The sequence below is a fragment of the Paenibacillus sp. SORGH_AS_0306 genome (assembly GCF_030819345.1).
GTDB lineage: Bacteria > Bacillota > Bacilli > Paenibacillales > Paenibacillaceae > Saccharibacillus > Saccharibacillus kyungheensis.
The window spans coordinates 4,289,216-4,311,842 of the sequence record NZ_JAUTBP010000001.1 but is presented as its reverse complement, the minus strand read 5'-3'; the positions used below and the strand labels follow the sequence as shown (position 1 = coordinate 4,311,842).

General features: G+C 40.9%; 19 protein-coding genes. 13 read left to right on the top strand and 6 right to left on the bottom strand.

Going from position 1 to position 22,627, the window contains the following annotated elements:
• Window positions 1-99 precede the first annotated feature (99 nt).
• The 7 genes from QE450_RS19065 to QE450_RS19035 all read left to right on the top strand — a co-directional run bounded on the left by QE450_RS19065 (window position 100) and on the right by QE450_RS19035 (window position 7,270).
• Window positions 100-1,173 carry a DUF4430 domain-containing protein gene (locus QE450_RS19065; protein WP_307301339.1) on the top strand — a complete coding sequence of 358 codons (1,074 nt, stop codon included), beginning with the start codon at window positions 100-102 and terminating at the stop codon, window positions 1,171-1,173.
• Window positions 1,170-2,048 (top strand): energy-coupling factor transporter transmembrane component T, encoded by an 879-nt coding sequence (locus tag QE450_RS19060; protein ID WP_307301337.1) that lies wholly within the window; start codon window positions 1,170-1,172, stop codon window positions 2,046-2,048. Before QE450_RS19065 ends, QE450_RS19060 begins: the two co-directional genes overlap by 4 nt.
• Complete coding sequence (locus QE450_RS19055) at window positions 2,021-3,709, top strand: ABC transporter ATP-binding protein (RefSeq protein ID WP_307301334.1); 1,689 nt, start codon at window positions 2,021-2,023, stop codon at window positions 3,707-3,709. The genes QE450_RS19060 and QE450_RS19055 overlap by 28 nt, the downstream gene beginning before the upstream one ends.
• Window positions 3,685-4,374 (top strand): ECF transporter S component, encoded by a 690-nt coding sequence (locus QE450_RS19050; protein WP_274171493.1) that lies wholly within the window; start codon window positions 3,685-3,687, stop codon window positions 4,372-4,374. The genes QE450_RS19055 and QE450_RS19050 overlap by 25 nt, the downstream gene beginning before the upstream one ends.
• 231 nt (window positions 4,375-4,605) lie before the next feature.
• Window positions 4,606-5,319: a 2,3,4,5-tetrahydropyridine-2,6-dicarboxylate N-acetyltransferase gene (dapD, locus tag QE450_RS19045; protein ID WP_307301331.1), complete on the top strand. Its 714-nt coding sequence runs from the start codon at window positions 4,606-4,608 to the stop codon at window positions 5,317-5,319.
• A gap of 172 nt (window positions 5,320-5,491) precedes the next feature.
• Complete coding sequence (locus tag QE450_RS19040; protein WP_307301329.1) at window positions 5,492-6,622, top strand: N-acetyldiaminopimelate deacetylase; 1,131 nt, start codon at window positions 5,492-5,494, stop codon at window positions 6,620-6,622.
• Window positions 6,623-6,667: 45 nt separating this feature from the next.
• Window positions 6,668-7,270, top strand: coding sequence for a TetR/AcrR family transcriptional regulator (locus tag QE450_RS19035; RefSeq protein ID WP_307301327.1), 603 nt, complete (start codon window positions 6,668-6,670; stop codon window positions 7,268-7,270).
• Here the strand turns inward: QE450_RS19035 and QE450_RS19030 are convergent.
• Complete coding sequence (locus QE450_RS19030) at window positions 7,267-8,142, bottom strand: NmrA family NAD(P)-binding protein (protein ID WP_307301325.1); 876 nt, start codon at window positions 8,140-8,142, stop codon at window positions 7,267-7,269. The genes QE450_RS19035 and QE450_RS19030 overlap by 4 nt on opposite strands.
• A 51-nt stretch (window positions 8,143-8,193) precedes the next feature.
• Window positions 8,194-8,628, bottom strand: a complete 435-nt coding sequence (locus tag QE450_RS19025) for a nuclear transport factor 2 family protein (protein WP_307301323.1) — start codon at window positions 8,626-8,628, stop codon at window positions 8,194-8,196.
• A 408-nt stretch (window positions 8,629-9,036) separates the two neighbouring features.
• On the opposite strand from QE450_RS19025, the gene QE450_RS19020 reads away from it, so the two are divergent.
• Complete coding sequence (locus QE450_RS19020; protein ID WP_273614081.1) at window positions 9,037-9,873, top strand: YitT family protein; 837 nt, start codon at window positions 9,037-9,039, stop codon at window positions 9,871-9,873.
• 127 nt (window positions 9,874-10,000) lie between these two features.
• Here QE450_RS19020 and QE450_RS19015 read toward each other — a convergent pair whose 3' ends face one another.
• The 4 genes from QE450_RS19015 to QE450_RS19000 form a co-directional block, all read right to left on the bottom strand.
• On the bottom strand, window positions 10,001-12,040 hold the full coding sequence (locus tag QE450_RS19015) for a methyl-accepting chemotaxis protein (RefSeq protein ID WP_307301318.1): 2,040 nt from the start codon (window positions 12,038-12,040) through the stop codon (window positions 10,001-10,003).
• A 269-nt stretch (window positions 12,041-12,309) separates the two neighbouring features.
• A complete protein-coding gene (locus QE450_RS19010) occupies window positions 12,310-13,467 on the bottom strand; it encodes an aminotransferase A (RefSeq protein WP_307301316.1) in 1,158 nt (385 codons plus the stop codon).
• Window positions 13,468-13,593: 126 nt separating this feature from the next.
• Window positions 13,594-15,204, bottom strand: coding sequence for a prenyltransferase/squalene oxidase repeat-containing protein (locus tag QE450_RS19005; protein WP_307301314.1), 1,611 nt, complete (start codon window positions 15,202-15,204; stop codon window positions 13,594-13,596).
• A 287-nt stretch (window positions 15,205-15,491) separates the two neighbouring features.
• Window positions 15,492-16,769, bottom strand: a complete 1,278-nt coding sequence (locus tag QE450_RS19000) for a right-handed parallel beta-helix repeat-containing protein (protein WP_307301312.1) — start codon at window positions 16,767-16,769, stop codon at window positions 15,492-15,494.
• A gap of 441 nt (window positions 16,770-17,210) precedes the next feature.
• Between QE450_RS19000 and QE450_RS18995 the strand changes: the two genes are divergently transcribed.
• The 5 genes from QE450_RS18995 to QE450_RS18975 all read left to right on the top strand — a co-directional run bounded on the left by QE450_RS18995 (window position 17,211) and on the right by QE450_RS18975 (window position 22,531).
• Window positions 17,211-18,320 carry an ABC transporter ATP-binding protein gene (locus QE450_RS18995; RefSeq protein WP_273614076.1) on the top strand — a complete coding sequence of 370 codons (1,110 nt, stop codon included), beginning with the start codon at window positions 17,211-17,213 and terminating at the stop codon, window positions 18,318-18,320.
• Window positions 18,310-19,119, top strand: coding sequence for an ABC transporter permease (locus QE450_RS18990; RefSeq protein ID WP_204825978.1), 810 nt, complete (start codon window positions 18,310-18,312; stop codon window positions 19,117-19,119). The genes QE450_RS18995 and QE450_RS18990 overlap by 11 nt, the downstream gene beginning before the upstream one ends.
• Window positions 19,112-19,933: an ABC transporter permease gene (locus QE450_RS18985; RefSeq protein WP_204825979.1), complete on the top strand. Its 822-nt coding sequence runs from the start codon at window positions 19,112-19,114 to the stop codon at window positions 19,931-19,933. The genes QE450_RS18990 and QE450_RS18985 overlap by 8 nt, the downstream gene beginning before the upstream one ends.
• Window positions 19,930-21,000, top strand: coding sequence for an ABC transporter substrate-binding protein (locus QE450_RS18980; RefSeq protein WP_273614074.1), 1,071 nt, complete (start codon window positions 19,930-19,932; stop codon window positions 20,998-21,000). Before QE450_RS18985 ends, QE450_RS18980 begins: the two co-directional genes overlap by 4 nt.
• Before the next feature lie 211 nt (window positions 21,001-21,211).
• The gene (locus tag QE450_RS18975; RefSeq protein WP_307301308.1) at window positions 21,212-22,531 is read left to right on the top strand and encodes a sugar ABC transporter substrate-binding protein; all 1,320 of its coding nucleotides are present in this window, start codon (window positions 21,212-21,214) and stop codon (window positions 22,529-22,531) included.
• The last annotated feature ends 96 nt before the right edge of the window (window positions 22,532-22,627 follow it).

Here is a 22,627-nt window from a genome sequence, read left to right as displayed (position 1 = left end):
ACGGTAAACTAAAAGAAATAATAGATTACACAAATAGCGGAACGGGGATCATAGTGTCCAGCGTTCCGTTTTGTGTATGTAAGGAGGGTATCGATCAAGATGAGCAATCAACATCCACGTAGAGATTGTCAGCAACAGCATCATCATACTGTGCCAACACCAACTTCTGCTCAGCATTCAGGCAAATATTCACGCTTGCCAGTAGCTATCATAGCGGTGATGTTGACGTTGTTATTGATCAGTGGTTGTTCTTCTACTGCAACGACCAATCAATCATCGGCTACCGATTCTTCAACAGCTACGATCACAGAGTCACCGACAACTTCGGATGAAGTCGCTTCTCCAGATAAGACTGTAACTAAAGATCAATCCAATTCTGCGACAGCACCAACAGATAAAGACGCTACACCAGTTACTGATTCTCAAGCTTCTACTGGGGCAAAAGAAGCAGATCAGCAGACAATGAACGACACACAAAAGACGGCTGATCCCAAAGAGAACACGACCGATAGTGCTTCAACGAAGACAGATACCAACAAAGACCAATCATCGACTTCAACTAGCACACCATCGACCAGTAATACCAAAGAAAAATCCAGTTCGACATCTAGTGATTCGGATACTCCATCATCTCAAAAATCAACAGCAACTTCTGACAATCAGTCTAAAAGCAGTACCAAAGATACATCTACAAAGAGCACCAAAGACAACACCAAAACAACGACAAAAGATTCCAAACCATCGACCAGTACATCCAAGCCATCTAGCAATACAGCTAAAGGCTCGGGTACAACAGCAACGCCTACAACACCATCAGCACCTAAGCCACAACCTCAAGCGTCTACAGTTACATTATCTATTACAGGCGACAGTAACATACTGGGATCTACCTCTGTGCCAGTAGAAGCAGGGGAAAGTGCGCTAGATTTACTGAAGCGTGTAACCCGTAGCAAAGGAATACCTATGGAGTATCAAGGGTCTAGTGGGTTCGCTTATGTAGAAGGAATCGATAATCTGTATGAATTTGACGAAGGGCCTACCAGTGGATGGATGTTCAAAGTTAATGGCAATTTTCCAAATATGAGCGCAGGCGCATACAAAGTGCAAGCGGGAGATCAGATTGACTGGTTGTATACGACCGATCTTGGAAAAGATGTAGGAGCCAAAAATTGAACAGCGGATTTCGTGCTCTGCATCCCATCACATTGTTTTTGTTTTATGGAGGATTGTTATTGAGCGGGATGTTGCTATTTCATCCTGTCTTTTTGCTGACAGGTATCATCTTGCTGATTGTGTTGATTAGTATACAGAAGCATGCAGGTACTATCGTGCGGATGTTGCCTTTTTATCTGCTGATCGGTATAGCGATTGTAGTGATTAATCCATTGATTTCACACCGAGGTCGACATATTTTATTTTACTTTATGGATCAGCCGATTACGTTGGAATCTGTATTGTATGGCGTGACTATGTTGTTATCGCTCACGCTGATTCTGCTGACCAGTCTATCGTATAACTACAATGTAACGACTGATAAATTTATGTATTTGTTTGCCAGACTTGTGCCTCAAAGTGCACTGGTAGTGATGATGGCATTACGATTTGTACCATTATTGCGCCGAAGATTAACTCAGATTACGCTGGTGCAACGTACACGTGGAATCAGCGTTCATGAAGGGTCGCTCACCAAGCGTATGAGGGACGGGATGACTCTTGTCAAAGTACTGCTGGTCTGGTCACTAGAAGAAGCGCTACAAAGTGCAGACTCGATGAAAGCACGCGGATATGGTACAACCAAGCGCACAGCGTATGTAGTCCATCGTATGGATCGAAGAGATCGCTGGTTAACCGGATGTCTGTCTGTATTGATTATCGTTATTATGATCGGCAGTGCGCTTGGCTGGGGACGAGCTGTCATCTATCCGCGTATGCAGTCCATGGTATTTAGTATGCAGGATTGGATACTATATCTATGCTTTGGTCTGTATCTGCTGATTCCAGTGATTGTAGAAGGAAAGGAATGGCTATCATGGAAATACTCCAAGTAAATCAACTTTCTTTTGCTTATCCTGACGAACCACATCAGGTATTAAGTGATATTCATTTCACTGTCCATGCAGGAGATTTTGTTGTATTGTGCGGAGCGTCAGGCTGTGGCAAAACGACATTGTTACGCCAACTTAAGCCTGAATTAACGCCTGTCGGTCAAATCGGCGGCACGATCTATTATAACGGCAATATGTTAAATGAATTACCAGCACATCAGTCAGCACAAGAGATCGGGATGGTTTTTCAAAATCCAGATAACAGTATTGTGATGGATGTGGTCTGGCATGAACTATCATTTGGGATGGAAAATCTGGGCTATTCTCTTCCAGTGATGCGCAGTCGATTAGCAGAAATTGCGCAGTTTTTTGGATTAGAGCCTTTATTATACAAGCCAATTCACGAATTATCGGGCGGGCAAAAGCAACTGCTTAATCTAGCTTCTGTGTTGCTGTTACAACCGAAATTACTGTTGTTGGATGAACCGACTTCACAACTTGATCCGGTAGCGGCACGTGAATTCATTTCGATGGTCTACCGATTGAATCGAGAATTTTCAACGACTGTTATTATTAGTGAACATCGCTTAGAAGAAGTCATTCCTTTGGCTGATCAGATGATTCTGTTGGAAAAAGGGAAGTTGAAATACAGCGGTTCTCCTCGTGAAGTGAGTGAACAGATACAGCGCCATGATCCCGATGATTTTAAATATTTGCCTTCGGTTACACAGTTATTCTGGACGATGCATAATAAGCAAATAACCGAAAAGGTTCCTGCTCTATCTGCTGTTCCTTTTACAGTACGTGAAGGAAAGCAGTGGTTACAGACGTTGGACTGGGATCGCTCTTTGGCGGACACGATAGCACCATTAGCTGATTCAGCACCGCTTACGACTTCTTTTGCCAAAGAACAGATATTGCTAGAATGTCGTGAAGTCACTTTTCAATATGAAAAGAAAAGTGATGAAGTGTTGAAAAAGTTAGATTTGCAGATTGTTCAGGGAGAAATGTTAGCGATTCTAGGAGGCAATGGAGCAGGCAAATCGACATTACTTCAATTGCTAGCAGGGTTACTTCAACCACGAAGAGGAACAATCAAAAAAGCCAATAAGCTAAACATCGGCTATCTTGCGCAAAATCCATTGCTGTATTTCAGTCATGATACAGTGGCTGAAGAATTATCGACAGCGGCTCAACATGCAGGTATTGCAGAACCAGAGCTTGCGATTGCGAAGCTGATGAAGCAATTACAATTAGAAGGATTAGAACAGAAGCATCCACATGATATTAGCGGTGGACAACAGCAGAAAACAGCGTTAGCGATTGTGTTACTGCTCAATCCAGATATTCTGCTATTAGACGAGCCTACCAAAGGGCTTGATCCACTTGCCAAAATCGCTTTAGCCCAGCAGTTACTAGAGCTTCGTCAAGCCGGACATACGATTGTGATCGTGACTCATGATGTAGAATTTGCAGCAAGTTATAGCAGTCGCTGTGCGATGTTATTTGATGGCATGATTACTACGACAGATATACCTTCGATCTTTTTTAGCGAAAATGTATTTTATACGACAGCCGTTAATCGAGTTGTACGTGATTGGTTACCAGGTGTACTCACCGCAGAGGAGGTACTGGATGTATGGCACGTTCCCGCCTCTGGCTGATGATTGCAGTAGGTCTAAGTATTTTAGTATTAGCATTGTCTAATGCAGTGCTGAGTGATCATTATATGTTGCTCAGTTTTGTATTGTTATTGGCGGTGATGTTGCCGTTATTTGTCCGCTTTGAACGGCGTAAGCTTGAAGCACGTGAATTGGTTCTGCTGGCGATGTTAGCGGCGATTGCAGCAGTCAGCCGGATTCCTTTTGCCGCTTTACCCAGTGTGAAGCCTGTCTCGGCAATCGTCATTCTGTCGGCACTGGTATTTGGCTCTGAAGCAGGCTTTATTGTGGGCGCGATGGCGGCACTGGTATCGAATATCTATTTTGGACAAGGCCCTTGGACACCATGGCAGATGTTTGCATGGGGGATGATGGGCGTAAGTGCAGGCTTACTTCGTCAGACATGGTGGATGAAAAAGCGACTCGGCTTACTTGCATTCGGGCTGATCTGGGGCTTTTTATTTGGCTGGATTATGAATCTGTGGGTCGTGATCGATCTTGCCGTTGCTTTGGAATGGAAAGCCGTGTTAGCGGTATATGTACAAAGCTTTTATTTTGATCTAGCTCATGCGTTATCCAATGTCTTTTTCCTTGCGGTTCTGGCTGGTGGATGGATCAAAGTATTAGAACGTTTTCGCAAAAAATATGGGTTACTGGATAGCGGTTAAAAACGAGAGAAGAGTGCATTTGTACTTCTTCTCTATTTTTTTGTATCTTTTGCGGATTAGGGCGAACTTATAGAGTGCATATGGTATAGTTATTCCATACGTAGTGAACATTTGCAAGCCTTGTGTCCATTGCGACTGCACCTTTGATTGTGCTATAAAGGATGTAGCTCAGATTTTTGTCTGATGATCCATTTAAAAATACATGCAGTTATATAAAAGGAGCCTCTATACATGTCTACGGAATTGAATACACACGAAATTATTAATTTGATCAAAACGAGCAAAAAGAAAACTCCAGTCAAAGTATACCTTAAAGGTGAATTGGACAGCATTACATTCCCTGAAGACGTACAGACATTTATCACTGGCAATACAGGTGTTATTTTCGGCGATTGGGCAGATATTCAAGGCGTTTTGACTGAAAATGCAAGCAAAATTGCAGACCAAGTGATCGAAAGCGACCGTCGTAACTCTGCGATTCCTTTGTTAGATATGAAAAACATCAATGCACGTATTGAGCCAGGCGCATTTATTCGTGAAATGGTATCTATCGGCGACAACGCTGTTATTATGATGGGCGCTGTTATCAATATCGGTGTTGTGATCGGTGAAGGTACAATGATCGATATGGGCGCTGTTCTAGGTGGACGTGTACAAGTCGGTAAAATGTGTCATATCGGAGCAGGTTCTGTTCTTGCAGGCGTCATTGAGCCACCTTCTGCTCAACCTGTAACCGTTGAAGATGATGTATTGATCGGTGCGAACGTAGTTGTACTTGAAGGCGTACGTATCGGTGAAGGTGCTGTTGTAGCGGCTGGCGCTGTGGTAACGCAAGACGTTCCTCCTTTCTCTGTTGTAGCAGGTACTCCAGCACGTGTAATCAAGCAAGTAGACGACAAAACAAAGTCTAAAACAGAAATTTTGCAAGATCTACGTACACTGTAATTGATAATTAGGTATAACTATATATTTCGATCTGGAGACCCCGCACATGCTGGGTCTTTCTTTCATCCTTTGAGCTTGGTGTTGAGTTTGTTTTTAGTGCTACTTTGGATGGTATACTGACGCTATTCAGCATAAATATTCGTATAGAATGAGAAATAAAAAGGAGATTCAGATGACTACTTTTACTCAGATTCGGCGTGATCTTCATCGTATTCCTGAACCGGGATTTCAAGAATTCAAAACGCAACAGTATTTGCTAGATTATATCGCTACTCTTCCGCAAAACCATTTGGAAATTCGAACATGGCGTACAGGGATTCTAGTCTATATTCATGGCAGTGCACCGAAGCGCCGTTTTGGTTATCGTGCTGATATGGATGGGTTGCCAATTGTCGAGCAGACGTCTTACGATTTTCAAAGTGAACATGAAGGATATATGCACGCTTGTGGACACGATCTACATATGACGATTGGACTCGGCGTATTGACTCATTTTGCGACTCATCAAATGACAGACGATCTTGTAGTTATTTTTCAGCCAGCAGAAGAAGGCCCAGGCGGAGCGAAGCCGATGTTAGCCAGTGCAGAATTAGCCGATTGGATGCCAGATCAGATGATCGGACTTCATGTGGCACCTGAATATCCTGTCGGTACGATCGCGACACGTGCAGGAATTTTATTTGCCAATACATCTGAATTGTTTATCGATCTGATCGGTACAGGAGGACATGCCGCTTATCCGCACAAAGCAAATGATATGGTCGTTGCAGGTTGTCAATTGGTGGGACAGTTGCAGACGATTATCGCCCGTAATATCAATCCGTTAGACTCGGCTGTTGTGACGATTGGTAAAGTCGAAGGCGGAACCAAGCAAAATATTATCGCCGAGCGCGCCCGTCTGGAAGGCACAATTCGTACACTGTCAGCGGATACAATGATCGCTGTTAAATCTCGCATTGAAGCACTGGTCAAAGGAATCGAAGCAGGATTTGAATGTCAGGCAGAGATCGATTGGGGCTCCAATTACTTGCAAGTGTTTAACGAAGCGACTTTAACTCATGAATTTATGGATTGGTTAGGACAACGTTCTGATGTAAATCTAGTAGAATGTACAGAAGCGATGACCGGCGAAGATTTTGGTTATTTTCTGGATCACATTCCGGGATTTATGTTCTGGTTAGGTGTGGATACGCCTTATGGATTGCATCATGCGAAGCTTGAGCCGAGTGAAGATGCGATTGACGTAGCGATCACGACGATTACCGATTATTTGAGCTGGAAATCAGGGCAGGATGCGGTGTAAGGTTAGCTTATAGGGTAGAGTGAAAGATAGAGGATGTGAAAGATAGTGGCACGTACGAAAGCTTTTGATACGACTATCGTGTTGCATCGAGCGATGAAGACGTTTGGCAGTCGGGGATATGAAGGAACGACGTTACCTGATCTGTTGCAAGAATTAGGGATTGCTCGTCAGAGTCTATATGATACGTATGGAACCAAGCGTGATCTATTTATTCTTGCGGTTAAGCACTATATGGATCATAAAACAGCAGATTTATTGTCTTTGTTAGAGCAATCTGGTGAAGTCTTGCCATTAATACAACAGATTTTTCAAAAGATGATTAGTGTACTGACTGATAACGAACTAGCTCAAGAATGTTTTATTATCGCAAGTGCTATAGAATATGCTCCACATGATACAGAATTACATCAATATTTGCAGGATAATAACGCACAGATTGAAGCAGGATTTTACCGTTTATTAGAACGTGCTGTAGAGCAAGAGGAATTGGGGTCAGAGGTGAATTTGACTGCAATGGCACAGTATCTAGTCCATGAACGAACAGCACTAATTTTTACGACCAAGTTGGGTGCCGATCAGGCTAAATTAAACACAATTACAGAGATCGCATTATCCGTATTATATGCAAAAACAAAAAGGCAGCATTAAGCGCTGCCTTTTGTTGTATTTACAAATAGATGTCGATGATCCTCAATATATTGGCGGAAAGATCGTGGAAGTCTCCCTGTGACACGCTCAACACTATCGCTTACCTGATCTTCGATCCCTTCCACAGCAATGCGTGTATCCAAATGAGCTAGAAAACTAGCATAATCTGGTGCGATTCCAGCCTCTATCAATTGCTGTTGCAACTCTGGTTCACTGGTGGCATGATACGTAATCGGTACGCCTGTTACTTCTGTAATTATAGTCGCTACTTCCTCATAAGTGAGTGATTGAGGACCTGTAATCAGATGTTCAGTATTATGAGGAGTGATATCTGTTAATGCTTTTACAGCAACAGCCGCGATATCATTAGCATCGACAAATCCAATTTTCCCTTCATGTGTAGCGCTAGCAATTATTCTATGTTGGTGAATCAAGTCGGCTTGCTGTGCTTCGGTAAAATTTTGCATAAAATAAGAAGGTCGTAATACTGCCCACTGTGGTACGTGTTCACTGATCCATCGATGTATATGTCCAAAAACAGGTTCATCAATATGAATAGATGCACTGGATAGTAACACAACCCGTTGGATACCTTGAGCAAGGGCAAGCTCGATAAAAGGAATAACGATAGGTTCGGGATACATCGTGACAGGAATAACGACATAAATAGCATCTATATCTTGCAAAGCTTGTGCATACGTAGACGAATCATGCCAATCAAAAAGCACATGTTCGGCGTGAGGATGTTGCAATGAAGAAGATCTTCTACCTGCTGTACGAACGTGATAACCCTCTGTCAGAAGAAGAGATGTAATACGAGAAGACGTTTTACCTTGTCCGCCAGTAACTAAAATGCGCTCAATAGATTTCATAATATACTCCTTTACGATGCTATTCAGATAGTAAATTGAAATGACATAAGATTAAGATACTTGAAGAGGATTCCAATAATCTTGATAACGGGTAATTTGTCCGTTTAAGGTAGTCACGACTGAGATATAATCTTGCTCATAAGGTAAGCCTGTAGCAACAAAAGTACCCACACCTTGAAATTGAGCAATAAAAGTAGAAGTATCCGCAGAAATATGAATCATTGGAGTAGTGAAATGAGTAAAAGCGATCATTCCTTTTAACGATTCGAGATGTTGTCGTAGAGCATCAATGCCATCCAACTGCTTGGCATATTCCTCAGGTGCATACGGGAATTGAAAAACAATATTTGAGCTAAAAAGACTAAGGAATAAATCAATATCCTCAGTTAGCATCGCTTGACTAAACGTATTCATCATCTGCATAGCCTGTTCATAATAAGCCTCAATAGATAATGTTGAAGATTCATGTAGAGATTGATTTTCCATAAGGATACCTGCCTTTCGAATGAGTGAATGTAGTTAATAAATTGGCTAAAATTCAGAAACGCTACATTTACTATAATCATTCCGGACTAATTAGTCAATAATATTCGGAATGATTGGTCTGGAATTATTTTAAAAGATAAATACATCGCATGATCATAGGTTACGTTTTATTGATATACATTCGATATACAAGATTTATTTAAAAAATAAACAAAATATTCCTCTTTCCAGCATAAATATACACTACCTATCCAAACGGCATTATTTTTCACCTAACAACGTGCTTTTTAACGGTGATAGACTACCGAAATAGCAGAGGACAGTAACTTAAAAAAGCTTTGACTTGTCAAGGTTTTATCGCTTACAATACTCATTTGTTAGGGTTGGATAAAAGGGGAGTATAAATAGATGAAAAAAAGGATTATTGATATTGCTTTTATAGCACTGGGTGCGTTTATTTTTGCGTTAGCAATTAACTTATTTGTAATACCGAATGAACTGGGTGAAGGTGGCGTAACCGGGGTTACGATTATCTTATTTTATGTATGGCAATTGTCACCTGGACTGATGAACTTGGTGATTAATGCGTTTCTATTGATTATTGGTTACAAATTTCTGGATAAAACGACCACGATCTATACGATTCTGGCGGTTGCTTTTAACTCATTTTTCCTTCATCTGACCGCAGATTGGCGGATCGATTCAAGTGAAATTATGATTAATACGATATTCGGTGGATTGTTTACAGGTGTAGGGATCGGGCTGATTATTCGAGCAGGTGGAACAACAGCAGGAACAGTAATTCTGGCGCGGATTGCGAACAAATATCTGGACTGGAATATTAGCTACGGGTTGCTCTTTTTCGATCTGATTGTAGCTTTCTCGTCTTACTTTATTATCGGGGCACAAAGCCTGATGTTAACGATTGTGATGTTGTATATTGGTACCAAAACGATGGACTTTATTATTGAAGGATTGAATCCGAAAAAAGCTGTGATGATCATTTCCGCACAGCAAGATAAGATCGCGGAAAAGGTCATTACAGTGATGGATCGCGGAGTGACCGTATTGTCCGGTCATGGATATTATACAAAGACACCGAAAGAAGTACTGTATATCGTGATTAGCAAGCAAGAAGTATCGGTACTCAAAAAGATTGTCAAAGCGGCTGATCCTAATGCCTTTATCACGATTCATGATGTACGGGATGTATTTGGCGAAGGATTCCTTGAATTATCTAAATAATGCTCGGTGATATGCAAAAAGCGATAACCAATCACAGAGCACAACTAAAAAGCCTTACCGTCTATGCAATCATAGAAGCGGTAAGGCTTTTTTTATGAATCGTATTCAAATCAGATCATAATAGCTGTTATTCCACAGTATCGTTCTCAGTGCTTGCTGTAGCGTGAGACGCTGATGGACTAGCTACTGAATCGGTTGTTTTGAAGCGGTGAATTTCTTGTTGTAAATTTTCTGCCAATGAAGCTAGAGCGTGAGCGGATGCAGTGATTTCTTCCATTGCTGCTAATTGCTCTTCTGCTGAAGCCGCAATCTCATGGGTAGAAGCGGTATTTACATTGGAAATTTCACTGATCTCATGTACCGATTGAGCGACTTCTACAGCATTGCCGTTCACTTCTTGCACTAACGTATTCATTTCAGTCAGGCTTGAAGAAATCTGATGTGATGATGTACGTAGCTGTTGGAACTGATCGGCTGCTTGTTGAACCGTCATCATTCCTTCGGCAACAGAACCATGAATATCGGTAAAGGTAGACAATGAACGTCCAATCTCGTCTGTAATTTCTTTCAACAGATTCTCGATATGTTGAGAAGAAGAACGGGACTGCTCGGCTAACTTCTGCACTTCACCTGCAACGACATTGAATCCTTTGCCATGTTCGCCTGCACGTGCAGCTTCGATTGCCGCATTAAGAGACAATAGGTTGGTCTGTTTGGCAATATCATTGATCGTTTGTAAAATAACCGAAATTTCTTCGGATTTGCGAGAAAGATTCGTCACGACTTCATTCGCTTGATGCACCGATTGATCAATATGCTGAATCTGACCTACCGTTTGTTGCATTAAGCGGTCTCCACTATCTGCTAAATAATTCGACGATTCAGACAATGAAAGTAATGAGTTGGAATTGGTTTTGACCGTTTGTAACCAATTGGCTACTTGAGTTAATTGCTCTGCACTTTGATTGACATTTTTATTTTGGCGTTCATTACCGACCGAGAATTGTTCGATCGCTGTCGTAATCTGTACGGTTGCATGGCTAGTTTGTTCTGAACTTGCATTCAATTGCTCTGAAGAAGAGACAACATCACTGACTGAATCGTTAATAGAGTCGATTAATGAACTTAGCGATGCGTTCATATTGTTAAAGGTATGCGACAATCTGCCAATCTCGTCTTTGCTACGGTCTACGATATGGTGTGTTAGATCGCCATCACTAATCGCTTCAGCTACAACGACAATATTACTTAGACGCTTGGTGATAGAGCGAGTAACCAGTGCAACTACAATACCACCTACAATAAGAGAAAGTAATAGAACAATCACCATTTTGTATAAGATAGGTTGAGTTGCTTCATTGATCTCATTTTGATAAAAGCTACCTGCAATCCGCCATCCAGTCAGATCACTTGTCGTATAGACTAATTCTTTTTGTTTATCTTGATAAAGATAGGTATAGCTACCTTTGGCATCTGGACGAGCCATCAATTCTTCGGAAGAAGCATTTTTCTGTCCAATTGCTGTAGGATGGGAAATAAAGTTGCTGTCTTTCCCTACGATAAAAGCATATCCTTCTTTACCGATTTTGACTGTTGCTGTTGTTGCTTGTAATGCTTCTAGATTAATATCTAATCCGATAACTCCGCTTTGATCGGCTGTTTGCTTAGCAATCGTAACGGTTAGCTTCTTGGTAGAAGCAGAAATGTAAGGATTCGTAATAATAGCTTTTCCAGGTGAAGTCAAAGCTTGCTTGTACCAATCACGTTCACGAGGATCGTATCCGGCAGGATTAGGTTTGTCAGAAGAAGTAAAAAATTGACCTGTCGTATTTCCTACATACAGTGATTCTATTTTTTTGAGAGAAGTAGAATAGCTTCTAAATCCGTTCACAAGAGCGTCTCTATCTGCATAATTAGCTTGAGCTACCTGACTGGCGAAATAATCAACAATATCTATATTTTGCTGCATTTCAGTATTGACGGTTGAATTCAATGTTTCGACGCTCGAAGAAGCGCTATTGATCATTTCATTACTTAGCGTTTTTTGAGCTAACCAATACGAAGTGAAGCTAGAAGTACCCAAAGCTAAAATCATCACAATAAAGAAAGAAATGATTAATTTACTGCCAATCGTTTGACATTTCAAAAATTGTTTAATATTTTTCATAACTCCACTCCTAATAATATCTGCATATTTATTCTTATACTAACATCGGCAAATATCGCTTAAAGAAATAGAGTAGAGCATGAAAATATTAAAGATTTTTCATGAAACTCAAATTCTCATTTCATATCTGTGTCATAGGAGCAACGATTGTTACTAAAAAAAGTCGTTTTACATCTGATTATCTCTAATTGTAAATGCAAAAACAGGTATCTTTAGGTGCCAAAATCGTTCCAAAGATACCTGTTTTTATTTATACTGTTTGGTGCATATTATAATTGCTGTATAAATTGTTCCAACCGATCTAATCCTCTGCTCAAAACATCTTGCGAATAAGCATAAGAAATACGAATATATCCTTCTCCGTATTCAGAAAAAGCGTCTCCAGGAACAACAGCTAATCCTGCTTCCTCCAATAAACGTAAAGCAAATTCCATCGAACCGATATTCAAATGAGCAATCGAAGGGAACAAATAAAAAGCGCCTTCTGGCTTGGTTAACGTCAGCCCCATAGCGATTAAGCGATCATACACATAATCACGCCGTTGCTGATATTCTTGTTTCATCGGAAGCGCATCGTCGATGCCTTGTGTAAGTGCTTCGAGTGCAGCATATTGACTCACTGAACTAGCACAGGTGACATTGTATTGATGCACTTTAAGCATATGTTGTGTCAGCTCAGCAGGTGCAAAAGTAAAGCCGATCCGCCAGCCTGTCATCGAATGAGACTTGGACAATCCGTTAATCACAATCGTTTGGTCACGCATCATACCATCGAATAAAGCAATCGACTGATGAGGGGTATCATAGATCAATTCACTATATATTTCATCGGAAATGACAAACACTTCGCGTTCTTGCAATAATGTAGCAATCTCTTGTAATTCTGTACCGCTCATCACCCGTCCAGTAGGGTTAGAAGGATAACCTAAAATAATCGCTTTCGTACGTTTCGATAGATGCTTTTCGATCAAATCGGCAGTTAATTTGAAGTCCGTCGAGCGAGTATCTACATATACAGGAATCCCGCCGGATAAGCGAATCAACGGCTCATATCCCGGATAGATTGGCCCGGGCAAAATCACTTCATCTCCCGGTGTAATAATCGTCCGTAGCGTGATATCCAGCGCTTCACTTGCTCCGTTGGTTACAATCACTTCATCATCAGGATTGTAATCTTGCCCGTATTTTTGTCTGACAAAATGTGCTGCTGCACGTCGTAGAGCAGGTAGACCTGCATTGGGCGTATAGACTGTTTTGCCATTATTCATTGCGACTTCAGCCGCGTCAATAATATGTTGAGGTGTAGGAAAGTCAGGTTGTCCAATCGTAAGTGAGATTGCATTCGGATACTGCGCGGCTGCATTAGCAATTTTGCGAATACCGCTAATTTGAATATCTTTGACTGAAGCATTGATTAAATGTTCCATCATCCAATTCCTTTCTTGAACAATAATATGTATATCATACTCTATCTAAATCATAGACGAAAAGGTTGCCCGCGAACAGCAAAAAGCACCTAATAGAATACTCTATTAGATGCTCTGTGAGATGATTTAATTCAAGGTATACGTATAATGAGCTGAATCGTATTGAGGGCCTGATTTTTCATACGTAAACCAGTATTCGATTTTGGTACCTGCGCTCAGTCCGGTCACACTTTGTTTCCATGTTCCCGAGCTGTTGGTCATACGGTAATTAAGCTGAGTGCCACCATTGATTTTGTAATGAACATCTACATATTTAGCAGTAGTTACAGGCTTAATATTGATACTGATCGCTGTAGCAGATGATTTGGTTACACCTGCTGTATAATCCGCAGTTGTATGATCATCTGTGCCTGTACCCGGATCAGGTGTAGGTGTGGTTGGATCAGTAGGTGTTGTCGGGTTCGTCGGATTCCCACCTGTCAGATACTGACCTGTGAACGGGTTGAAATGAGCAAGTGACAAGATCAACCAACCTGTACTGGATACACAGTTCTGTTGCGCCATCACCCAATAGCTATTACTTGTACCTTTAAGAGAATACGGAATACCGCCTAATGAAGCTCCGCTAGTTCCTTGTTTTTTGATAATTTCAGTATTAATCGCATTGGCTTTGGAGACATCGCCTCTCATATAATACGCCAGTGACATAAAGGCTGATCCTTCAAACCATACGTCTGCTCCTGTATTACCGATCTGATTGCCATTGTCGTCATAAGCAGGCTTCACTTCATCAGTCCAGTCAAAATCATAACCGGTTAATGTATTGCCAGCATCATTGTAAGTTAGCGTCTGTTTGTAACGAGGATTCGCCAGTGTACCCGGAACACCGTTAGCATTTTCAACATAATCTAGACTTGCTCCATAATTATGCGTACCTGTTGTACCCAGTGCTAATACACCCCATGGATTCACATCAAGTGGAAGTTTAGGATCGATCAGATTGGTATCGTTTTTCCATCCACCGGTAAAGCGTTTGTTAGCATCGTCCCATACTTTAGTATCAAGGAAGCTTTTCACTTTAGTAGCTGCCGCATTATATTTAGCAGCTTTGGTTGAATCGACAGATGCATAATATTGCAATACCCGATAAATATCAATATTGTGCTCGGTAGAGCTCCACGGTTCATTAGAGTTGCTCCAAGCACTCCAGCCGCCAGCTACGCCACCATTCGCTTGTTGATACTGTAATGACCAATCCAGTGCTTTGAGCGCCATAGGACGGTAACGAGTATCGTTGTATTGTTTCTCATAAGCCATCGCTGCCATTGCCATCCATACAACAGGGCCTACATGTTCACGAATCTCTTCGCCTGCACCATTGTTGTACCAGTACGAATTGAGCCAGTAGCCTGTAGGATCTTGAATATCTCGCATTTTGTTAAGTACTTTTTCAGCACGACCACGCTCGCCTTTTACGATAAATGCTATCGCGGCTACCGCCTGATCATAAGTATAGACGATCTGTTTCGGATTATTAGGACCCCAGAAATCTTCGAAACTATCTACTAATCCGTCAAAAGCCAGCCCTGCTGTAGCATCTTGTTGTGTTTCTAACCATGTTAATGCCCGGTTAGAAGCATCACTTGCCGCGTCTGCTCTCACAATGCCTGCTGATGGTAAAGTCGCACCTACAACCAGTACTGCTGTGAGCAACAAGTGAGTGAATTTCTTTTTCATCCATATTCCTCCTCAAGGATAGTAGATAAATGAATCACAAAATATTAAAAAGGAAGGTTTCGCACTCATTTTATCAAAGTTCCAAAACCAACACTTTTTTCCATTATGTAGCATTTATCTCACTCATTTTTACTTATGGAAGCGCTTACGTCAATATGGATAATCAAGGAATTGTAACTAAAATTCTTGAAAAAACAAAACTCCTACTTAGCTTACTGTAGAGTAGGAGTCGCTTGAAAAGGATAAGTGATAGAGACAAGGAATATAGCTATATATAGTAGGAATTTTTAAGGTAAACGAATAATATCCGTCATTACAGTTGTGCCTACAAGTTTGTTTTTATAGATCGTATTTTTTCCTTGTATCGGTGAAAAACGAATCCCAAAATCGCTTTTTCCATTAGAGGTGATCGTATTGTATGTGATTTTGGTAGCAGTAACGGTGTTTTCCAAATCAATGCCACCGCTGTTACCTGTCCAATCATGAATTTTGCCACGTACATGATAATACGCATTGTTCGATAACTGATTATTATGAATCCGTAGATCATAGGAACGAAGAACGATGATTCCAGAAAAGTCAGTCTGGCGAATCGTATTACGCTGAATTCGTGTACGACTACCTACTTGATCGAGTTCTATTCCAAATGAACGGGTATCTTTAATAATGTTATGCTCAATCAGCAATCCTTCGTATAGAGCGGTTGTTGGTACAGGGTGTTCTAGATTAGCAGAAGCACGTATCCCTGATCCTAGTGAACGATAGATCTCATTATCTCGAATGATATTGTCATACGCAGGCATCGAATAATGAATACCGACGCCAGGTGAATCGTTGATCAGATTGTTGGACACTTCGCTATTACGGCACATATAAAAAGCGAGTACAGCGTTATGAAGAGTATTATGTTGAACGAGCCCATTTTTTTGTAATGAAAAAGACAATCCGTCGCCTGCATAATGAGAATACACTTCATTGCGCAAAAATTGGTTGCCATCATCAAGTGTTCCTGATTCGACAGCAGCCAGTGTATCCTGACCTGCGGCAACTGAAGGCCCTGCAAAATAAACAGCAAAAATACGTTCTGAACCTTTAAACAAAGAATCTTGCACTATTACTTGATTCGCATCGGCAACGACCAGAGTTGCTCCTGCATTATAGGTATACGTATCCAGTGTAAGATTAGAAATATGTACACGATCTGCGCGGATCACTACTAGATCGTTAGGTGCTTGTGTCTGACGAAGAACAACACCATCCCGGGATTGTCCACGTATGATTGTGTCTTCTAGATCAATTTGAAGCGTGGTGTTTACATCATAGATCCCATTCCGTATATAAATATGAGTAGCTTGCGCTTGAATGGCTTGCTCAAGAGAGACATAATCTCCTTTTCCAGAAGCATCGACAATACTTTCATCTGGTTCTTTGGAAAGTGATGTAGCAGAGTCTGCATGTGAAAAGATAGCAGGTAAAAAGAATAAGATAAGAATAGAAATCGATAGGATGACCCATCGCTTCGTAGAAAGGGTGTGCAGGTTAATTCCTCCTTGTGGATAGAACATGGATTGGGGACTTGAACATTTGGACAGGTTAAGTCATCGCAAGATAATAAAGAAGTACATACAGATTGGGTGTTCGATTATTGTTTTGTATGGGTGGGCGGAGCTGTTATTTCTTTTATTGTAAGGCTTTTGACTGATAATGTAATTGCAATTCTGGCTGTTTTCTTTATAATTGCATTGAACCTTTATTTTATAGGGATATGGATAGAATGCTCGGAATGGCAAATAGCACCATTTTATACGATGATATTTGGTCTATTGGATAGCTGGTTAGGTAGAAAACGTCAATTATAAAGTATATCGTAATCCAATCTTGAGAATTGCGGATTGGATTTTATTTATGTTTAGCAGATCGCTATTTAACATAGGGGATACAATACTTTAATCGTTGTGACATCTATTGGTTATAATAAGAGATAGAGGTTATTAAAGGAGGCTGTTATGGGGGACAATACAATTATTCGATTTGACGGAGTATCCAAGCGCTATGAAGATGGAACAGTAGTGCTTGAGAATATAGAGTTTGAAGTAGAACGGGGTAAGTTTTACACGTTACTCGGCCCTTCCGGTTGCGGGAAAACAACGATTTTGCGTATGATCGCTGGCTTTACTGAACCGACAGGAGGTTCGATTTATTTTAACGGTCAGGTGATCAACAAAGTACCTGCAAATAAACGTCAAGTGAATACGGTATTTCAAGATTATGCCCTTTTTCCACATTTGAATGTATTTGAAAATGTAGCTTTCGGATTGCGGATCAAAAAAATGAAAAAAGACGAAGTGACGACCAAAGTAAAAGAAGCTCTGCAATTCGTCAATCTTGAAGGATATGATCAACGTTCGATCAGTGAAATGTCTGGTGGACAGAAGCAACGGGTAGCGATCGCGCGTGCACTGGTGAATGAACCAGAAGTATTGTTGCTTGATGAACCATTGTCTGCACTGGATCTCAAATTACGTACAGAAATGCAATATGAACTGCGTGAAATTCAGCAACGTCTAGGGATTACATTTATCTTTGTTACGCATGATCAAGAAGAAGCACTGGCGATGTCTGATGAGATTTTTGTGATGAACAAAGGGAAAATCGAACAAAGTGGTACGCCGAATGATATCTATGATGAGCCAATTAACCGCTTTGTAGCTGATTTTATCGGAGAATCGAATATTGTTCCCGGACGTATGATCGAAGATTTTTTGGTGGAATTTAACGGCAAGCGATTCCACTGTGTCGATCAGGGTCTACGTGATAATGAAAGTATTGAAGTGGTTATTCGTCCGGAAGATCTGGAACTGACGACGGTTGAAAAAGGCAAACTTAAAGTGCGTGTAGATACCCAATTATTCCGTGGTGTTCACTATGAGATTAGCTGTTATGATGATTCCGGTCATGAATGGTTGGTGCATTCGACTCGCAAAGCTGATCCAGGTAGTGAAATCGGACTTGATTTTGAAGCAGAAGCGATTCATGTTATGCGTTTTGGTGAAAGTGAAGAAGACTTTGATCGTCGCCTTGAAGGTTATGAAGAAGGTGGGGTCTATGCAGGCTAATACACGCAGCATCTATATGCTGCCTTATTATATCTGGATCGTGTTATTTGTTATCGCACCGGTGGTGCTGGTAGGATATTATTCTTTTTTTGATGTCGATGGAAATTTGACGCTTCAGAATTATCGGACGTTTTTTACCCCGACTTATTTGCAAATGACGATCAGTTCGTTCTGGTATGCTTTTCTAGTAACATTGTTTTCACTATTAGTCGCCTATCCTGCGGCTTATCTGCTGACTCGTACCAAACATCGGCAGTTATGGATTCTGCTGATTATTTTGCCGACATGGATTAATCTATTGCTCAAAACGTATGCGTTTATCGGTATTTTTGGAACGTATGGCCCGATTAATGCACTACTGGGTACACTTGGATTCGGTGAGCAACAGTTGTTATTTAATGCGTCTAGTTTTGTATTTGTATCGGTGTATATTTTTATTCCTTTTATGATTTTGCCAATTTACAATGCACTGGAAGAAATGAATCCTACTCTGGTATCTGCGGCACGTGATCTAGGCGCATCCGGTTGGGTAACATTTCGACGTGTTATTTTGCCGTTAACGATGGCAGGAGTGAAATCTGGCTGTATGGCTGTCTTTATTCCATCACTCTCGCTATTTATGATTACAAGGTTGATAGCAGGGAATAAAGTCATTACGCTCGGTACAGCGATTGAACAGCATTTCCTTGTGACACAGGACTGGGGAATGGGTTCAACAGTAGCGGTAGTCTTAATTATTGCGATGGCTGTGATCATGATTCTAAGTGGCGGCTTCGGCAAGGAGGTACGTCATGACTAACAAAAATGGTTGGGGCAATCTGTATCTTGTGTTTGTGTTTGCTCTATTATATGCGCCGATTCTGTATCTGATGTATTATTCGTTCAATAGTGCAGGCAATATGCATGAATTTGAAGGATTTACATGGGAATGGTATGGCGAAGTTTTTCAAGATACACGACTGATTATTATTGTGATTAACACATTAGTAATTGCTTTATTATCTTCAACGATTGCAACAATGATCGGGATTATCGGTGCACTGGCAATCGATCGGATTCGTCGTCGTCGGTTGAAAGATACGGTATTGTCGCTCAATAATGTATTGATCGTTAGCCCTGATGTTATTATTGGTGCGTCATTTCTGATCTTATTTACGATGATCGGCATCAAGTTAGGCTTTGCTTCGGTACTTATCTCGCATATCGCATTTAGTATTCCGATTACGGTACTGATGATTCTGCCAAGATTGCAAGAAATGAGCCCTTCTTTGATTGATGCAGCGCGTGATCTAGGCGCAAGTCGTCGTGATGTGTTAAGCAAAGTCATTTTGCCATTTATCAAGCCCGGTATTTTTGCAGGATTTTTTATGGCGTTTACGTATTCATTAGATGATTTTGCGGTGACCTTTTTTGTAACAGGGAATGGATATTCGACATTATCGGTTGAAATCTATTCTCGTGCTAGACAAGGGGTAGCGTTATCGATCAATGCGTTGTCTACATTGATCTTCTTATTCACTGTTATGCTGGTAGTTGGCTACTATATGATTAATCGACGTGCCACGAACAAACCACGCCGCGAAGAACCGATCGCAGTAGGAGGTCCAAGATGAAGACTCTTACCCGAATGTTTCTCAGTATTATTGTGGTAGCGTTGATCTTAATGTACACTGCGTCACGCTTAAATGTGAGCGAAGGCTATTCAAGTGGCAATACGCTGACAATCTACAATTGGGGCGATTATATCGATCCAGATATTCTTGCTCAATTTCAAAAAGAAACCGGTATTACGGTAATCTATCAGACCTTTGATTCCAATGAAGCGATGTTGACGAAGATCGAACAAGGTGGAACAACATTCGATGTAGCGATTCCGTCGGATTATGCGATTTCCAAAATGCGTGAAGAAAATCTGTTGATTCCGCTCGATCATAGCAAATTGCCAAATTTGAAAAATATTGATCCTAAATTTATGAATCAATCGTTCGATCCAGACAATAAATACTCTGCTCCTTACTTCTGGGGAACGGTAGGTATTGTCTATAATCCGAATCTAGCTCAAGGCATCAAATTCGATAGCTGGGACGATCTCTGGAATCCGAAGCTACGTAACAATGTACTGCTCACCGATGGTGCCCGCGAAGTGATCGGGATGTCGCTCAACAGTCTGGGATATTCGCTGAATGATACCAATGAGCAACATTTACAACAAGCCCTAACCAAGCTCAAAACGTTAACTCCTAATGTCAAAGCGATAGTTGGGGATGAAATTAAAATGTTGCTAGCGAATAATGAAGCGGCAGCAGGATTGGTCTTTTCCGGTGATGCTTCTGAGATTATGAGCGAAAATGATCAATTGGATTTTGTCGTTCCCAAAGAAGGTACGAATCTATGGTTCGATAATATGGTAATTCCCAAAACAGCCGCCAATGTCGATGCCGCTCATAAATTTATCAACTTTATGCTAGATCCTAAAATCGCCGAGCAAAATACAGAGTATGTTGGTTACTCGACTCCGAATGCCGAAGCACTCAAATTATTGCCCAAAGACATCTCTGGCGATGAACGCTTTTACCCGCCACAAGAGCTGACTGATAAGCTTGAAGTGTATGATAATCTGGGGAAAAAGATGTTAGTTCATTACAATGAGCTATTTTTACAGTTTAAAATGAATAAGTGATCTGAGATGTAGTAAGCAAGCTGTCCTCTATAAAGGGCAGCTTTTTTTGTGGTTGGCAAAATAAAGAAATACATAAGAAAAGCGAATACCTTGAAAATACAAACTATAAATCTTAATTTCACACATTGTTAAAAGTAAGCGCTAACATCATAATAAAGTCATAAACAGTACGTTTTGTACAAATTATCCATTGAGGGGGATATTAAAAGATATGAAAATGCCAAGTAAAACAGTAGCTCTGTTATTAGCAGGAGCAATGGCGTTCGGACTTGCAGGTTGTGGGAACAGCGATTCAAGTTCAAACGGTTCAGGAGCAAGTGGAGACAGTGGTGACAAAACAAAAATCACATTCCAAAATATTTATCCTGATCCAACCACACCAACGTACAAAATGATTCACCAGATCGTTGATCAATATGAGAAAGAACATCCAAATATTGATATCGAACTGGATACACTAAATACAGACCAACAAAAACTCAAACTTAAAACACAGGCTGCTTCGAAAGAAATTCCTGATATCACGATTGTGAATCCGGCAGCTCAGATGAAACCGTATATCGATGCAGGCTTGCTTGCTCCATTAAACGATGTCATTGACAAAGGCGGTCTAAAAGATACATATCAAGAAGGACTGCTTGATTATTACAGCAAAGATGGAAAAGTGTACGCTCTTCCAGATGGTAATAATATCGAAGTTGGCTTTTATAACAAAGCTCTATTTGCCAAAGCAGGTATTGCTGCTCCACCAACAACATTTGATGAGCTATTAGCTGATGTGAAAAAGCTTAAAGATGCAGGTATCACACCTATCGCGATCGGTGAAAAAGATTCATGGACAGGTTCATTCCTATTTATGAACATCTTGCTTCGCACTAACGGTGGTCCTGGATTCTTGCAAGATGTAGCTGATGGCAAAAAGACATTTAATGATCCTGCCTTTGTCGAAGCTGTCGATGCTTTCCAAAAATTAGTTCAAGCTGGAGCTTTCCCTGAAGGAGCAACATCGATTGATGCTACAGCAGGCGGTAATATGTTCCGTACAGGTCAAGCAGCGATGTTCTTTATCGGAACATGGGAGACTGGTGCGAATGATGGTTCAACAGTAGGTAAAGACGTGAGCGTATTCAAATTCCCAACAGTTAATGGCAAAGGAAATCCAGATGAGTTCATGCTTGCTCCAGGTAGTGCATTTGCCGTATCTGCGAACAGCGAACATTTACAAGAAACGAAAGATTTCTTAAACTATTTTGCACTGAACTTACCTAAAGTATCATTTGAATTGAAAAATGCAGTTGGTCTAGGTCAAAAAGTAGACGGTGACTTCAAAGCGGCTGGATATTCTCCACTAGCGATTGATGTACTGGATCTGTTCAAAAATGTAAAAGGTGGCGACCTGTCATTCGATAACACGATGAATCCAGCGGTATCTCAAGTACATTTGAGCAGTATTCAAAGTCTATTTGTACAACAAGTTGATCCAAAACAAATTGCACAAGAGCACCAAGCTGCATTTGAAGCGAATCCTTAAATCAACATAGAGACGGATATGTAGCAGCGAGGGGGCGTCAACAGCGTCCCCTTCGCTATGAGTAGAATAGGGCTAAAGAGAGAAAATACACTTTTG

Bases quoted from the DNA above. Each gene is read 5' to 3' on its own strand.
- QE450_RS18995 (WP_273614076.1), top strand. From the start codon at position 17,211: ATGGGGGACAATACAATTATTCGATTTGACGGAGTATCCAAGCGCTAT.
- QE450_RS19065 (WP_307301339.1), top strand. From the start codon at position 100: ATGAGCAATCAACATCCACGTAGAGATTGTCAGCAACAGCATCATCAT.
- QE450_RS18975 (WP_307301308.1), top strand. From the start codon at position 21,212: ATGAAAATGCCAAGTAAAACAGTAGCTCTGTTATTAGCAGGAGCAATG.
- QE450_RS19000 (WP_307301312.1), bottom strand. From the start codon at position 16,769: ATGTTCTATCCACAAGGAGGAATTAACCTGCACACCCTTTCTACGAAG.
- QE450_RS19015 (WP_307301318.1), bottom strand. From the start codon at position 12,040: ATGAAAAATATTAAACAATTTTTGAAATGTCAAACGATTGGCAGTAAA.
- QE450_RS19050 (WP_274171493.1), top strand. From the start codon at position 3,685: ATGGCACGTTCCCGCCTCTGGCTGATGATTGCAGTAGGTCTAAGTATT.
- QE450_RS18990 (WP_204825978.1), top strand. From the start codon at position 18,310: ATGCAGGCTAATACACGCAGCATCTATATGCTGCCTTATTATATCTGG.
- QE450_RS18980 (WP_273614074.1), top strand. From the start codon at position 19,930: ATGAAGACTCTTACCCGAATGTTTCTCAGTATTATTGTGGTAGCGTTG.
- QE450_RS19055 (WP_307301334.1), top strand. From the start codon at position 2,021: ATGGCTATCATGGAAATACTCCAAGTAAATCAACTTTCTTTTGCTTAT.
- QE450_RS19030 (WP_307301325.1), bottom strand. From the start codon at position 8,142: ATGAAATCTATTGAGCGCATTTTAGTTACTGGCGGACAAGGTAAAACG.
- QE450_RS19010 (WP_307301316.1), bottom strand. From the start codon at position 13,467: ATGGAACATTTAATCAATGCTTCAGTCAAAGATATTCAAATTAGCGGT.
- QE450_RS19040 (WP_307301329.1), top strand. From the start codon at position 5,492: ATGACTACTTTTACTCAGATTCGGCGTGATCTTCATCGTATTCCTGAA.
- QE450_RS18985 (WP_204825979.1), top strand. From the start codon at position 19,112: ATGACTAACAAAAATGGTTGGGGCAATCTGTATCTTGTGTTTGTGTTT.
- dapD (WP_307301331.1), top strand. From the start codon at position 4,606: ATGTCTACGGAATTGAATACACACGAAATTATTAATTTGATCAAAACG.
- QE450_RS19020 (WP_273614081.1), top strand. From the start codon at position 9,037: ATGAAAAAAAGGATTATTGATATTGCTTTTATAGCACTGGGTGCGTTT.
- QE450_RS19025 (WP_307301323.1), bottom strand. From the start codon at position 8,628: ATGGAAAATCAATCTCTACATGAATCTTCAACATTATCTATTGAGGCT.
- QE450_RS19005 (WP_307301314.1), bottom strand. From the start codon at position 15,204: ATGAAAAAGAAATTCACTCACTTGTTGCTCACAGCAGTACTGGTTGTA.